The 15,569-nt window shown below is 38.3% G+C and carries 12 protein-coding genes; 10 read left to right on the top strand and 2 right to left on the bottom strand.

All coding sequences use genetic code 11. From position 1 onward, the window contains the following. Positions 1–20 precede the first annotated feature (20 nt). From B3E00_RS12360 to B3E00_RS12340, 5 genes are all read left to right on the top strand, one after another. Positions 21–1,205, top strand: coding sequence for a glycosyltransferase family 2 protein (locus B3E00_RS12360; protein ID WP_293938600.1), 1,185 nt, complete (start codon positions 21–23; stop codon positions 1,203–1,205). 13 nt (positions 1,206–1,218) lie between these two features. Beyond that, positions 1,219–3,036 (top strand): PAS domain-containing sensor histidine kinase, encoded by a 1,818-nt coding sequence (locus B3E00_RS12355; protein WP_209579402.1) that lies wholly within the window; start codon positions 1,219–1,221, stop codon positions 3,034–3,036. A 10-nt stretch (positions 3,037–3,046) separates the two neighbouring features. Further along, positions 3,047–4,105 carry an endonuclease/exonuclease/phosphatase family protein gene (locus B3E00_RS12350; protein WP_293938598.1) on the top strand — a complete coding sequence of 353 codons (1,059 nt, stop codon included), beginning with the start codon at positions 3,047–3,049 and terminating at the stop codon, positions 4,103–4,105. Positions 4,106–4,225: 120 nt separating this feature from the next. Beyond that, positions 4,226–5,356, top strand: a complete 1,131-nt coding sequence (locus B3E00_RS12345; protein ID WP_209579404.1) for a hybrid sensor histidine kinase/response regulator — start codon at positions 4,226–4,228, stop codon at positions 5,354–5,356. A 27-nt stretch (positions 5,357–5,383) separates the two neighbouring features. Further along, positions 5,384–6,328, top strand: a complete 945-nt coding sequence (locus tag B3E00_RS12340; protein WP_293938595.1) for a UDP-glucuronic acid decarboxylase family protein — start codon at positions 5,384–5,386, stop codon at positions 6,326–6,328. A 27-nt stretch (positions 6,329–6,355) separates the two neighbouring features. Here B3E00_RS12340 and B3E00_RS12335 read toward each other — a convergent pair whose 3' ends face one another. Next, positions 6,356–7,150, bottom strand: a complete 795-nt coding sequence (locus tag B3E00_RS12335) for a tyrosine-protein phosphatase (RefSeq protein ID WP_209579406.1) — start codon at positions 7,148–7,150, stop codon at positions 6,356–6,358. 493 nt (positions 7,151–7,643) lie between these two features. On the opposite strand from B3E00_RS12335, the gene B3E00_RS12330 reads away from it, so the two are divergent. The 5 genes from B3E00_RS12330 (at position 7,644) to rfbA (ending at position 13,254) form a co-directional block, all read left to right on the top strand. Then, positions 7,644–9,644: a polysaccharide biosynthesis protein gene (locus B3E00_RS12330; protein WP_293938593.1), complete on the top strand. Its 2,001-nt coding sequence runs from the start codon at positions 7,644–7,646 to the stop codon at positions 9,642–9,644. Positions 9,645–9,841: 197 nt separating this feature from the next. Further along, positions 9,842–10,897, top strand: coding sequence for a dTDP-glucose 4,6-dehydratase (gene rfbB, locus B3E00_RS12325; protein WP_293938591.1), 1,056 nt, complete (start codon positions 9,842–9,844; stop codon positions 10,895–10,897). Between the two features lie 2 nt (positions 10,898–10,899). After that, the gene (gene rfbC / locus B3E00_RS12320) at positions 10,900–11,454 is read left to right on the top strand and encodes a dTDP-4-dehydrorhamnose 3,5-epimerase (protein ID WP_293879689.1); all 555 of its coding nucleotides are present in this window, start codon (positions 10,900–10,902) and stop codon (positions 11,452–11,454) included. 5 nt (positions 11,455–11,459) lie between these two features. Beyond that, complete coding sequence (gene rfbD, locus B3E00_RS12315; protein ID WP_293938589.1) at positions 11,460–12,320, top strand: dTDP-4-dehydrorhamnose reductase; 861 nt, start codon at positions 11,460–11,462, stop codon at positions 12,318–12,320. Positions 12,321–12,387: 67 nt separating this feature from the next. Beyond that, a complete protein-coding gene (gene rfbA / locus B3E00_RS12310; protein WP_293938587.1) occupies positions 12,388–13,254 on the top strand; it encodes a glucose-1-phosphate thymidylyltransferase RfbA in 867 nt (288 codons plus the stop codon). 32 nt (positions 13,255–13,286) lie between these two features. On the opposite strand, the gene B3E00_RS12305 is transcribed toward rfbA, so the two are convergent. Next, positions 13,287–15,221, bottom strand: coding sequence for a tetratricopeptide repeat-containing sensor histidine kinase (locus B3E00_RS12305; RefSeq protein ID WP_293938585.1), 1,935 nt, complete (start codon positions 15,219–15,221; stop codon positions 13,287–13,289). Positions 15,222–15,569: the final 348 nt, after the last annotated feature.

Here is a 15,569-nt window from a genome sequence, read left to right as displayed (position 1 = left end):
GTCTAAAATCTATCAGGCCTATGATTCAATTTGTCTTCTGGACTTGTATATTCTTGGTGCTATATACCTATATCGGTTATGCTATCGTCATTTTTATACTAGCTAGGTTATTTCCATACCCCATTCAGAGAAAGGAGGGCGAGCAAAACAGCGAGGGAAAGCAGTTTCCTCCGTTGACGCTATTTATTACCGCTTATAATGAGGCGGAAATTATCCCTGAAAAAATGTCAAATTGCCTTGAACTTGATTACCCAGTAGACAAGTTACACATCCTATGGGTTATAGATGGAAGTACCGACCACAGTCGTGAGCTATTGAAACAGTATCCGATGGTAGAGATTGTCGGGTCACCCCTTAGGAAAGGCAAAACTGCTGCCGTTAATCATGGCATGGAATATGTGAAAACTCCAATTGTTGTGTTTAGCGATGCAAATTGTTTGCTGAATGCAGAGGCTTTGAAGATTATTGCCGACCAATTTAGTGATCCAACAATCGGTTGTGTCTCTGGCGAGAAAAGGGTGGCTTTTAGCAGTGATGATACTGTTTCTTCAAAAGGAGAGGGAGCTTATTGGAAATATGAATCGCTGCTAAAAAGGCTAGACTTTGAGTTCTATTCTGCTGTAGGAGCTGCGGGAGAACTATTTGCAGTGCGTAAAGAATTATTCGATTCAATGGAAGAAGATACCTTGTTGGATGATTTTATGCTATCGATGCGTATTGCACAAAAAGGGCATCGGATTGCCTATACATCGAATGCCTATGCTGTCGAGTACGGGTCGCTGAACATGGAAGAAGAAGGAAAGCGGAAAAGACGTATCGCTGCAGGTGGATGGCAGTCTATAGGAAGGTTACTTCCGTTATTAAATGTGTTTAAATTTGGGAAGCTGAGTTTTCAATATATTTCACATCGTGTGCTGCGGTGGTCTGTCACACCTTTTGCCCTTTTTGCGCTCTTCCCCCTGTCGGCCATTCTTGGATACCGAAGTTCATCATCTTTCAATGTGTTTTACGTCATTTTTGCGCTTCAGTCTCTCTGCTATCTTTGTGCGGCTTTGGGATATGCGCGGCGAAATAATCCCAATAGTTCGAAATTATTTTATATCCCGTACTACTTTTTGTTTATGAACATCAATGTGATGCGTGGAATTTACTATTTATTTAGCAGGCGCTTTGTTGGCGGGTGGGAGAAATCTCAAAGAAAATAAACCTATGAATGTTATGGAGAAAAAAATATTACATGATTTAAAGTTCTTGGAGAAGATACTGAATATAACTTGCGATACGTTATTGTTAATCAACCGTGATAACATTTGCGTAGATGCAATAATGAAAACAAATAATCCAATTTTAAACCCCGACGTCGATGTAATTGGCAAGAATATTTTGTCCCTTTTGCCTCAACCGACATCGAGGCTCATTGAACAGGAATTTGCATTTTGTCGTCAAACAGGGGAAACCTCCAATCTAAATTACGATCTTCCAACAGATGAACAGATGTATTATTTCAAATTTCTGATTCACAAATTTGATGACGAACATTTAATTTGTCAGTATCGGGATATTACTCAAAGGAGTAATATGAAGTACCGTCTTAAATCGGCACTTACCGCACAGCTTGAGGTAGGAAAGGTCGCCATGATTGGCCATTGGACCTATGATATGCAACATCAGGAATTAACACACAATGGTTATTCTAATTTACTTAAAAGGAATCTGGAAACACCTGAGAAGATCACTTTGGCGGAGCTGCTCACTTCTGTCCATCCAGATGACAGAAAGGGAATGGAGGCATTTCTACATAATGATTCCATTGATTATAGTACATTTGAATACCGTATAAAGCAATCTGGTGCTCCCATAACCTATGTGCGGGCGACAAAATATGATAAACGCCTTGAAAACAATGTATATATAATAGAAGGTTTTTCGCAAAATGTAAGTGATTTTATTAAGAACAGAAATGAACTTGAAATGGTGCTTGCAGTTGTTGACAATGCACCGTATAGTATTTTTGCATGTCATAAAAATGGAAATATGGCTTTCGCAAATAAAGCATGCCGGCAGCAAAACGGTCTTAATGAACTGGAAGATATTACTGGCTTAAAAATCTTTGAATGTCTGCGTGAGTTCACAACACAAGAAGCTTGGGATTTATCGGTACAAAAAATCATTTCAGCTTCGGGTTATTATCAATACCGCTGTGATACGCTATATCCAGAACTTGATATTATCGGCTCAGAATGCAGTTCGCTGATGATCAAAAATGGCAATGGTGAAGATATTGTCTGGACCATCAAGCGCGATATCTCTGATCAGTTACGTTATGAAGAGCAACTCTTGCGTTCAAAAGAAGCAGCAGAGGAATCCGAACGGTTAAAGTCTGCCTTTATCTCCAATATGAATCATGAAATCCGTACGCCGCTTAGCGCAATCATGGGATTTGGAAGTATTATTGCAGATACGCCAGATCCTGAATTGCGAAAGGAATATGGTGAGCTCCTCAACGCTAATAGTAGCCAGTTGCTGCGATTGATAACCGACGTACTTGAAATGTCACAAATGGATGCAGGTAGAGTTAGGCTAAGGAATTCGGATGTGTCTCTTAAAGGAATATTGAATGAATTATCATTGAGTTTTCTGCCCAATGATGAGCAGCCTGCTATAATTTTTGACATTCCTGAAAGGGAGGTCGTGGCGAGACTGGATCGTGGTCGGGTCATTCAGGTCCTGGTCAATCTTATTAATAACAGCTTAAAATTTACACCGCCAGAAGGTGCTGTCCATGTTGGTTATACGTTAAAAGATGATCATATAGAATTCTATGTAAAGGATAATGGTATAGGAATAGCCAAGGAAAATCATGAGTTGATCTTCAATAGGTTTTATAAGATTAACTCGTTGGATAAGGGTACGGGTTTGGGTCTGGCGATTTGTAAGGGTATAGTTGAGCAAATGAATGGGCAGTTAAGTGTCGAGTCGGAGCTTGGAGAGGGAGCTACTTTTAGCATAAAATTTCCCCTATTTGAACAGGTTTAAATAACATATTATGGCGCAAGAGTTTGAATTTAGACCGTTTAGTATATCCGGCGCGTTAATTAGAATTGTAATTGTTATCGTGTCACTGCTTACCTCATTGTCCTTTTTAGCGTTGTTTATCTCGCCACAGACCACTGTTTTTTTTCAATGGATTGGTGTGTTATTGCCAGCACTTGTCTGTGGTAATTTGCTTTTCCTTATTATTGGCCTTTACAGGCGTGGTTGGTATAGTATTTGTCCGTTAATAGCACTATTGGCCAACTTTCATTATTTCGCAAAGATAATTCAAGTAAACTCAATGGAACAGAATGAAACGGCAGACATACGCTTAGCGTCGTATAATGTCCGTGAATTCAAAATGATTTATAATTTATCTTCCATGGAACAGATTGCTTCCTATATTGAATCACAGCAAGTAAATACGTTATGTCTGCAGGAGGTACCGGCCGAGTGTTCGGCGTCGGAATTGAAGGAGGTATTTGGCCAGTTTCCATATTTAATAATGACGGAAAGCAATTCAGGAAACAATCAGCTTGCTATCTTAAGCAAGTTTCCGTTGGAATCGGTTCAGACTGTATCATTTGAGGAACGTCCGAATTGTGCGATTTTCGCCGATCTTTCCTTTAAAGGTGAAAGGATCCGCATTGGAACTTGCCATTTGCAAACGACAAATTGGAACCAGGTGAAAGGAAATCTATTGGCTGCCGAAAATATAGGGGTAAAATGGTGGAGTGCGATTAAAACAATGTCTGGAAATTTCAGATTGAGGGGTGCTCAGGCAGATCTTTTACGGAGTTTAATCGATAAATCGCCTTTTCCTACACTTATTTGTGGAGACTTTAATAACAGTCCTAATTCATATAGTTATCATAAAATTAAAGGAAATCTAAAGGATGCGTTTTGCGAAGCGGGTAATGGATATGGCTATACCTATGCCTATTTAATGAAGCTCTTCCGGATTGATTTTGTCTTCTTTTCCGGCAATGAATTCCGGGCTATAAATTATAGTACTGGCAATGTTGATTATAGTGATCATCTTCCTGTACTGGTTGATTTAAAGGTAAATTGATATTGTATAATATTTTTGCTACACAAATTATTGCAGCAATTAATAACGTAATATTGGTTTATGAATGGTAAAAAATGATTGGATCCTTCTATATAATATCTAATTAAGTTATAATGATCTATGGAAATTGATTTTTCAACGTATAATATTCTCGTCGTAGAGGATTCTGAGCTAAATCTTTTTGTATTAAAAGAAATCTTAGAACGCGAACATTTCAACGTCTTCTCTGCCTCGGGTGCTAGAGGAGCATTCGAAAATTTGGAAAATAATCGAATCGACCTTATTTTAATGGATGTTGTCATGGGCGAAACAAATGGATTTGATCTGACAGCGGAGTTGAAATCCATGGAACAGTATAAACATATTCCAGTATTGTTTATCACGAACTTAAAATCTGCTGATGATGTTGTGCGTGGATTTGACAGCGGCGGTGTTGACTATGTTTCGAAGCCCTTTAATAAGAAGGAATTGCTTCAACGTATCAAACATCAGGTTAAGCTGATTGAATCGGGCAATACCATTTCCAAACAGACGGCACAGCTTCAGGAAGCAATATTAAATCGGGATAGAATGTATGCTATTCTGGCACATGATCTCCGAAGTCCAATATCTTCATTAAAAATGATTTTAAATATTTTGACCATGAGCCCCGAAAGCAGCAATACTGGGTATGCAGATATGGTCAATACGGGTAATGATATCGCTGAGCAACTTTTTAGTGTTTTGGATAATCTGCTCAAATGGACTAAAAATAGTTTGGGTGTGCTAAGTTACATGCCCCAGGAAATTGAGTTTGATGAAATGATCAAAGGTGTAGTGGAGACGCTTCAACCGACAGCCAAGTTGAAAAATATCGACATACAATTAACCTTACAATCCAGTTTGCAGATCTTTTTTGATGTGGATATCATGAAAAGTATGTTGAGGAATCTTTTGATCAATGCTGTGAAGTTTAGCCACGAAGATTCCCTGATCAAGCTCAATTTATATCGCGATAAAGATGATGCTGTTGTCGAATTTATTGATACAGGTGTGGGAATGAGCTTGGATGCACAGCGTCAGCTACAAGCCCAAATTATGGAAGAAGGTAAGATTACGCCTATGCGGGAGAAAGGTAAGGGTTTGGGACTGTGGGTTGTTTACCATTTTATCCAACAAAACGGTGGGGTCTTCTTTTTCGAGTCGGAAGAGCATATTGGCTCACGTTTCGGCTTTCGTGTGCCACTTTTGAATAAGCCGTCTAACCATTAAAAATTCGACAGTATAAATCACTAATTTATGTATAACCTAAAAAAAAGAGTACTAGTCTCGGGAGGAGCTGGATTTATAGGTTCACATCTTTGTGAACGTTTGCTTAAGGACGGGAATGAAGTCATCTGTATGGATAATTTCTTCACTGGGGATAAATCTAACATCGTTCACCTGTTGAAAAACCCGTATTTCGAGCTTGTGCGGCATGATGTGACAGAACCTTTTTTTGCTGAGGTGGACGAAATATATAATCTTGCCTGTCCCGCCAGCCCAGTTCACTATCAGTATAATCCGATAAAAACGATTAAAACATCCGTTATGGGGGCAATCAATATGCTTGGACTTGCAAAGCGGGTAAATGCACGTATTTTACAGGCTTCTACAAGTGAAATATATGGCGACCCACACATCCATCCACAGCCCGAGAGCTATTGGGGAAATGTGAATCCTATTGGTATCCGTTCCTGCTATGACGAGGGAAAGCGATGTGCCGAAACGTTGTTTATGGATTATCATCGGCAACATCATATTGCGATAAAGATCGTCCGGATTTTTAATACCTATGGTCCACGCATGCATCCGCAGGACGGGCGAGTAGTATCCAATTTTATTATGCAGGCCTTACAAAATAAAGATATTACCATTTATGGCGAAGGAAATCAGACCCGAAGTTTTCAATACGTAGATGATTTGGTGGATGGAATGATAAGAATGATGGCTGCAGAACCATCTTTTATAGGGCCAGTAAATATAGGTAACCCCAATGAATTTACTATACTTCAATTGGCGGAACAGGTGATCTTACAAACCGGTTCAAAATCGAAGATTAAGTTTTTGCCATTACCTCAAGATGACCCACAACAAAGGAAGCCTGATATTGAAGTTGCCAAGAATTGCTTGGACTGGAATCCCACGATCCAACTGGAAGAGGGATTGTCAAAGACAATAGATTATTTTAAAACATGTTTATAAATAATTTATAGTGATTGTATCTGCCGTTTATACAGCGATCACTTGACCTTTATGTTGATCGATATGATCAAGAAGTGTTTCATTTAAGATGGGTGAAGTTCTTAACATCTCACGAATGGGGTATTTTTCAACTATATTTTTTAAAGCATCAAGATGACGTTGATGATGGAGGTCGGTACCGACAAAATCATACATACCGGATTTTAATAGGGTCATCGCGATGGCTTTAACATCGACCCCATAGTATCGGCTCAAGGAAAGTAGATTTAATTGGAGTAAGCAGCCTGCATCTTTGATCTGCTTATAAATGTTAAAGTTGCTATGGTAATAATTATAACGTTCAGGATGAGCTAGAATAGGTTTGTAACCTAATTTTTGAATATTTAAGATGGTATGAAACAAAGCTTTCGATTCGGATAGATAAGACATTTCAATCAATACATAACCGCCTGGCATCACGCAGAGCTCATTTTCACGGATCAATAAAGAAAGATTTTCATCAATCATATGTTCAGCTGCGCCGAATATATCCACATCATTGCCAGATTTCTTTAATCCCGCCACCAGTGAATCTTTCGCGTGTTCAATACTAAACTTGGTGTTTTGATGTACGCCGGCCATGATATGTGGGGTACAGATAAACTTTTTAAGGCCTAAACGCTGCAGCTCTTGGATATAATGTAAGGATTGTTGCACAGAATTACTTCCATCATCAATACCTGGTAACAGGTGGTTGTGCATGTCTACTTCTAAAAATTCCAACTGCGCTAAAGAGCGGATTGATGAAGTCTTTTTCCCAAACAAATTACTAAAAAATCCCATGATGCAAATCTTATTATTGTTGTGCAAATAGTGCAGTAAAGGAGTGGCGTTTCAAGCTATATAAAGTGAAGGGTAAGTTACAAATTCCTTTCCATGACTACGAGGTACCTATTACAAACAATATGCCAATAATTATATTGATATGCATAAGGTCGAATGGTATGCTATAAATTTCCGACAAGTGATGTTAGAGAATTATTTTTTGTAAGTCTAATCTGTTAAATATGATGCGCTGTTCTATGAATTATAATCTATTCATGTTATTATTTTTTGAATGTAACAGTTTCGGTATAATAGTTGCTTAGTCCACGATGATAAATTGATCGAATGAATAGGGTTCTTTTTAATGATATTTTATCGTAGGAGCAATTTGAGTGCGAAAATTTAACTATCTTGCATTTCCTTTATAAAATATTATAACAAAGCCATATCAGATAGTGTCCGTTTGTCGCAGACACGGTCAGTAACATTTAATAAAATAAGAGAAAAAGCTATGATGGGTTCTCTAGGAGATTTAAGAAGGCGCCTGAGAAAGGACAATCCAAGATGGGTCATTTTAATGATCGACATGTGGTTTGTGTTTGCAAGCTATGTGTTTTCTAATTATGTGGTCAACAACTTCAAGGGAGTATTTGATATCGAATTGATGTTAAAAAAAGTTGTCGTTATATTGCCAATTTACCTCTTGATGTTCTTGTGTTACGACACCTTTCGAGGGATTGTTCGACAAACAGGCATTCGTGACACTATTAAAATATTTAAAACGGTGGGATCCGCCTATATCCTGTTGATGATTTTCACGTTTATAATCAAAACTATCTTTGATAAAGGAACCTTGGCGGGAGATTATCTTAGATTGTCGTATGGCGTATTGACTATGCAGGCTACAATTTTGCTGGTCATTATGGTGGGGGCGCGTGTAATCTATCGGACTATCTATGAATATCTTTTTTTGCCGGGTAGGAAAGGGGAGAATGTGTTGATATTTGGTGCTTCTAGACCAGGGCTAGTATCGTTTTCTCTCTTAAAAGAAGACCAGCGGACGAAGTATCAGGTGGTCGCTTTTGTCGAAGATAAAATATCACGGATAGGTAAGCGCTTGGCAGGTTTAAAAATTAAAGATATTACCGAAATTACGAAAGAATTTGTGGAGAAATGCCAGATTACTCAGGTAATCATTGCGGTTGAAAATAACGATCCCGAACGGCTGGAATACGTCTCAGATTGGTTTCAAAATCTTGGGCTTGAACTGAAAATAATGCCACCAGCCCGGATATTACTTAACTCCGGCGCCAAACGTGAAATTCGGCCGTTAAAGATAGAAGATCTATTGGGGCGTAAACCGATTAAGTTAGATCATCCAGAAATTGAAGACGAAATGCGTGGTAAAGTTATTTTAGTAACAGGTGCAGCTGGATCTATTGGTTCGGAACTAGCTCGACAGATTGCAAGAAGGCATTATAAGAAGTTGATCCTGCTTGATCAGGCAGAGTCCGCAATTTATGATGTACAGCAATCTATTAAGGCTACCTTTGCAGAGCATTTGCATTGCGTCGTTGGGGATGTACGGAATTTTGCATTTATGCAACGGATATTTGACGAGTATAAACCTGATTTGGTGTTCCATGCAGCGGCTTATAAACATGTGCCGTTGATGGAAGCTAATCCTTACGAATCCATCCAAACTAATGTATTAGGGAGTAAAATCGTTGCGGATCTCTGTATGCGATATGGTACAAAAAAGATGGTCATGGTATCCACAGATAAAGCGGTAAACCCCACCAATGTTATGGGAGCCACCAAACGTATGGCTGAGATTTATGTGAGTAGTTGTAGCGGTAAGTCTGATACAAGCTTTATTATCACTCGGTTTGGTAATGTACTCGGGTCAAATGGTTCGGTTATACCGCTATTTGAAAAGCAGATGGCTGAGGGAGGTCCGTTGACGTTAACGCATCCAGACATCACGCGTTTCTTTATGACTATTCCTGAAGCTTGTCAACTCGTTCAAGAAGCGGGTGTGATGGGGAAAGGAGGTGAGATTTTTGTATTCGATATGGGCAAGTCTGTTAAAATAATCGATTTGGCCAAACGGATGATCAAATTAAAGGGGTACCGTTACCCTGAGGATATTGACATCAAAATTGTTGGATTGCGCCCCGGAGAAAAGATTTATGAAGAACTTTTGGCAAACAATGAAAATACTGTGAAAACACATCATCCAAAAATCATGATCGCAAAAGTAAATCATGATGAACTTTCACTTAAAGCGGATCGTATTAATGCCATCTGCCAACAGATTTTGGATGCCGATACACTGCTGCCCGATTTTATGGGCCTTGTCGCTGCGATGAAGGAAGTAGTCCCAGAGTTTAAATCTCAGAATTCGGAATATGAAGTGTTGGACACGGTCGCGGATAAGAAAGAAATCGAATTAGTTCATGGGGAACCTATAGAGGTACCCGTATATTCATTGGTAAAGAATGTGTTGTAAATTTTATTTTAGGCAGTTAACATTTTAGTTTGCTGATACGATATCAAAAAAGCTCTCTTATTGAGAGCTTTTTTGATTTATTCGGTTTACTTATGGATTAAAACTTGTCAATTCACAAAAATCATCCTAATTTTAACGAACTATTTAGCAAAGTTATCACTTGTAGGCGAATGGTCTAAACTATCGAGAGTCATTATATGAATAAAACAGTTTTAATTACCGGGGGGGCCGGATTTATAGGTTCACATGTTGTACGTGAGTTTGTGTTGAAGTATCCAGAATATCAAATTATCAATCTGGATGCATTGACCTATGCCGGCAATCTAGAGAATTTAAAAGATATCGAGCACTTACCAAATTATACTTTTGTTAAAGCAGATATTACGGATCAGCAGCTCATTTTGGATATTTTTCAAAAATATCAGCCGGATGGAGTTATCCATCTGGCAGCGGAGTCTCATGTTGACCGTTCGATTGTTGATCCAACGGCTTTCGTGATGACCAACGTGATTGGAACGGTCAATTTATTGAATGCAGCCAATGCAATTTGGAAGAATAATTTTGAAGGGAAACGTTTTCATCACGTATCTACCGATGAGGTATTTGGTGCGCTTGGCGATACGGGATTTTTTACGGAAGAAACAAAATATGATCCCCATTCACCATATTCCGCTTCGAAGGCGAGTTCGGATCATTTTGTCCGGGCTTATCATGATACTTACGGTTTACCTATTGTTTTAACAAACTGTTCAAACAATTATGGACCTAATCATTTCCCGGAGAAATTGATTCCTCTTTGCATTCATAATATTTTAAATAATAAGCCTCTCCCGGTTTATGGTGATGGAAAATATACCCGCGATTGGTTATATGTGATTGATCACGCAAAAGCTATCGATCTCGTTTTTCATGAGGGTAAAAATGGTGACTCTTATAATGTAGGTGGATTCAATGAGTGGCAAAATATAGATCTGATCAAAGAGCTATGTAAACAAATGGACGAGAAATTGGGACGTGAAGAAGACTCTTCGATGCAATTAATTACTTTTGTTAAAGACCGTCCCGGACACGACTTGCGTTATGCAATTGATGCAACCAAGATCAATAAGGAATTGGGATGGTATCCTTCAGTAACTTTTGAAGAAGGTTTGTCGCGGACGATAGATTGGTTCTTATCTAATCAGGAATGGCTGGAGCATGTGACGTCGGGCGATTATAAAAAATATTATGACAATCAATATAAAGACGCATAAGCATGAGGTATACGGAGACAAAACTGAAAGGATGTTTTATACTTGAACCGACAGTTTATGAAGACGAAAGAGGTTATTTTTTTGAGTCATTTAATGAGACAAAGCTAACAGCAATACTTGGTTATAAACCTCATTTTGTGCAAGACAATCAATCCAAATCACAGTTTGGTGTCGTGAGGGGGCTACATTTACAGGCCGGCGATCATGCTCAGGCTAAGTTGGTTCGAGTCGTGGAAGGAAAAGTGCTGGATGTTGCTGTCGATGTTCGTCCAGGATCAAGCACCTTTGGACAACATATTACTGTGGAGCTTTCAGCTGAAAATAGAAAACAGCTATTTGTTCCGAGAGGTTTTTTACATGGCTTCTCTGTATTATCAGAACATGCAGTTTTTTTCTATAAATGTGATAATAACTATCACAAAGAATCGGAAGATGGCGTAAATCCATTAGATTTTGAATTGGCTATAGACTGGCAAATACCCCATGAAGAAATGATTCTCTCACAAAAGGATCAGGAAGCACAATCGTTTGAAAAATTGCGCCTGAAATTAATTTAGATGATATGCGAATTGTTATAACAGGAGCTTCAGGTCAACTTGGTTCGGAACTAAAAGATCTTTTACTGTATAATACAGTAGATGAGTGTTATTTCTTAGATCGAAAGCAATTGCCATTGGATCAAATTCAGATCATACAGCAAATTTTGGGGATGTATCAACCCGATTTGATTATTCATGCAGGAGCATACACAGCGGTGGATAAAGCTGAGACGGATCAGGTTACGGCAAATTTGGTCAACCATTTAGCTTGTGAAGAGATTGCTCAATACTGCCGTATCCATAATGCCAAACTTATAGCTATTTCTACAGATTACGTTTTCGATGGATCATCTGCTTCTCCTTTGACTGAGCATGCGACCACTAATCCCATCAACGTATATGGACAAACTAAGCTTGCAGGGGAACTGGCCATTCAGAAATGGCATCCTGAAGCAATCATTATACGGACTTCCTGGGTGTATTCCTCCTATGGTAAAAACTTTGTAAAAACCATGTCCCGCCTAATGACCGAGCGAAATGAAGTTAACGTAATCAGCGATCAAATAGGGAGTCCCACTTATGCAAAAGATCTAGCCCTAGTAATTTTGAAAGTTTTGGATTCTGCCGAATGGAAAGCTGGTATTTACCACTATAGTAACGAAGGCGAAATTTCGTGGTATGACTTTGCTGTAGCAATACGTGACTTCCGTTCGTTCGACTGTGAAGTCAGGTCAATTCCAACCACTGCATATCCGACGCCTGCTCGTAGGCCGATGTATTCCTTGCTTGATAAATCAAAAATAAGAAGTACGTTTGGAATACAAGTTCCAGACTGGAAAATAAGTTTGGGCAACATGCTTACTGAAGAATTTAAAGATAAATAGATTGACGATAGCAAGAGGCTTTGTAGACATTAGTATCGTAAAGTCTTCTTCCCTAAATAACATTAAAATGAAAGGAATTATATTGGCTGGCGGCTCAGGCACGCGATTGCATCCGCTGACGCTTGCTGTAAGTAAACAATTGATGCCCGTATATGATAAACCCATGATATATTATCCGTTGTCTACCTTGATGCTGGCCGGAATACGTGAAATTTTGATCATATCCACTCCACAGGATCTACCTAACTTTGAAAAGTTATTAGGTGATGGATCGCAATTAGGTTGCCGTTTTGAATATAAAGAGCAACCTAGTCCAGACGGGCTTGCACAGGCATTTTTGCTGGGAGAAGAATTTATTGGTGATGATAAAGTAGCCCTGATTTTAGGGGATAATATATTTTACAGCTCTGGACTTTCAAAGTTATTGCAGTCTTCTTCAAATCCTGATGGCGGAGTGGTCTTCGCCTATCCAGTGCAGGATCCGGAACGGTATGGAGTAGTTGAATTTGATGAAACAAATAATGTGATTTCTATTGAAGAGAAGCCGCAATTACCGAAATCAAATTATGCTGTTCCGGGAATTTATTTTTATGATAACGAAGTGGTTAGTATCGCAAAAAATATAGCACCTTCCCCCCGTGGCGAACTGGAGATAACAGATATCAATAAAGAGTATCTACGCCGCGGTAAATTAAAGGTCGGCATTTTTGATCGTGGTACAGCTTGGTTGGATACCGGAACGATCCAGTCTCTCATGCAAGCAGGCCAATTTGTGCAAGTGATAGAGGAGCGGCAAGGAATGAAAATAGGAGCAATAGAAGAAGTTGCCTACAGAATGGGTTACATTGATAAGCAGCAGCTACTGAAAATTTCTGCGCCACTCTGTAAGTCAGGTTATGGAGAGTATTTGAAAAGAATTGTTAAAGGCTCTTAACTATCCCTAAATAGCATTCTGCNNGCAGAATGCTATTTAGGGATATGAAGGGTAAACGTACTTCCAAAACCTTCGCTGCTCTCCACTGTAATCGAGTAGCCCATTCGGTTTGCAAACTCATGACAGAGCATTAAACCGATACCAGCACCCTTTTCTTCAAATGTGCCTTCTAAACTAGTTTGTTGTTTCTGCATACTTTTAAGTGCGGTAATTTTTCGCTCGTCCATTCCTACACCCTGATCTGTAATCGATATAAGAACTTCACTATCGGTTTCACGCTGATTAAAAACAATGGATTTGCCACTAAAGCTAAATTTGATTGCGTTGTTGAAGATATTTCGAATGATAAATTCAAATCGTTTAAGATCACTACGAATGGTCAATTGCGGGGAAATACGGACATCTATAACTAAATTTTTTAGATTAATCCGATCAATGAACAACTCCTCACATTCTTTTACAATTTGAAATGGTACAATTTCCTGCATGTCAAGCTTTTCATTCGCCATCTGCTGTGAAGACCAAACGAGTAAACTGTCGAGCATTTTGGACGCTGTAGTGACTTGATTACCAATAGTAATTAACATGCTTTTGATTTCGTGAGCTGGAAGATCGACAATTTTTGATACAGAAAGTAGCGCTTGAAAAGTTGATAAAGGACTTCGAAGATCATGGGATACGACGGAAAATATAGTAGATCGAAATCGGTCTGCCTGAACCAGTTCTTCATGTTGATGCCTGATCTCAGCAGCTTGATCATCGACCTTTTGTTTTTCTTTCCGTAATAACCGGTTCTTTTTGACCAATAGCAGAACCAACACAAAAAAGATTAATAGAACAAAAAAGGTGGCCAGCCACATCAATTTTACCCAATGTGCTTCACGTTCGATGGAAGCGTTTTCCAATATTAGATTTTTATTTTCGAGCTCTTTCTTTTCGCTTTCATATTTCTCCCGAAGTTCTTCCCTAATTCTTACACGTAAGACCTCAGCATCTTCATGGAACTTTCGATCCGAACTATCTTGATCGCTGAGAATTAAATGTTCATCTTGCTCTTTAACAGCCTTCGCTATTTTATCAAAATCACCTTGAAGTTCTTCAGTTAGATTGCTAAGCCCACTTTTAGCAATGATGCTTTTAATGAGGGTAACTTCTTGTGTAGCCAAATCAAAGCGTTTTTCTTTAACGTAGATATTTGCACGATTGATCCTGGCATAACTTTCACCTACGGGATCTTTTTTCTTTGAAGTAATGTTGATGGCAAGATCGGTATAGTATGTGCTCCATTCGAGTTTGTCTGCTTTTAGGTAAAGGTAGCTCAATAAAATGTAGGTATTGAACAGGTCAACCTCCGGGGCGTTTGCTTTACAGAATTCAACTGTTTTAACTAAATAATCGATCGCATTGGATACATCTTTCTTTTGCTCACCATTTAGTGCTTTTTGCGCATAAATATTGCCTATATTGGTCGATATGTTTGCACGATTTCGAATATCATGAATTTCTTTGGCCAGATCTAATGCGCGTTGGTAATATTTTAAGGCTTGTTCTGGATCATAACTCTTATTGAATACATTGCCAATATTCAAGAAAGAAAGCATCATCCCCTTTTTGTCATTTCGCTCTTCTCGTCTTTTGAGCACCCTAAAGTGGGTTTTAATACTTTCGTCAAAGTTGTTTAATTTCAGGTAAATAACTCCTTGGAGGTTGAGCAGGTCAATTGCCAATGCCTCAAATTTCTTTGTTTCCGCCAGATCTAGTCCCTTGGATACAATCTCCTGCGCGTCTTGAGGGGTACTCTTATAAATTTCTGATGCGACTTTGTAATAAACTAATATGCGTGCAGAATCACCACTAACTGTTTCAAGCTGTTTGTTGACTTTTTCCCATCCAGTGCTTTGTGCATAAAGACAATTGGGTATTAAAGTTAAGAAATTAATAAACAGAAAGATATAGATGTGGTTCATTGGATTTTTTTTGTCAAATATAAATAAGATTCTTAAAAATACAACCTACGATTTATGGTTTTAAAAACCCCTGAAATATGAAATATTGATATTTTTCTTAGAGTGAAATATGAGTTCTTAGAAAATAAATATTATATTGTAGGCGCTCGTTTTCTCTTTTTGTTTTTGCTTAGAATATAAATTATTATTAATTTTATATCTAAATATCAAAATTTAATTCTTTTTCAAATTTTATTTTAGGTGTAGTTTTTCTTTAAAAATAATTAAAGGTTGCAATTGTTTATATGTTTGACAATTGTTTTTTGGAGTTAGATTATGATATTTTAAAAGAGATCCTATAATTTTCAG

The sequence above is a fragment of the Sphingobacterium sp. UBA5996 genome (assembly GCF_002429765.1).
GTDB lineage: Bacteria > Bacteroidota > Bacteroidia > Sphingobacteriales > Sphingobacteriaceae > Sphingobacterium.
The sequence above is the reverse complement of the archived record's forward strand: the minus strand, read 5'-3'. Positions and strand labels throughout refer to the sequence as shown.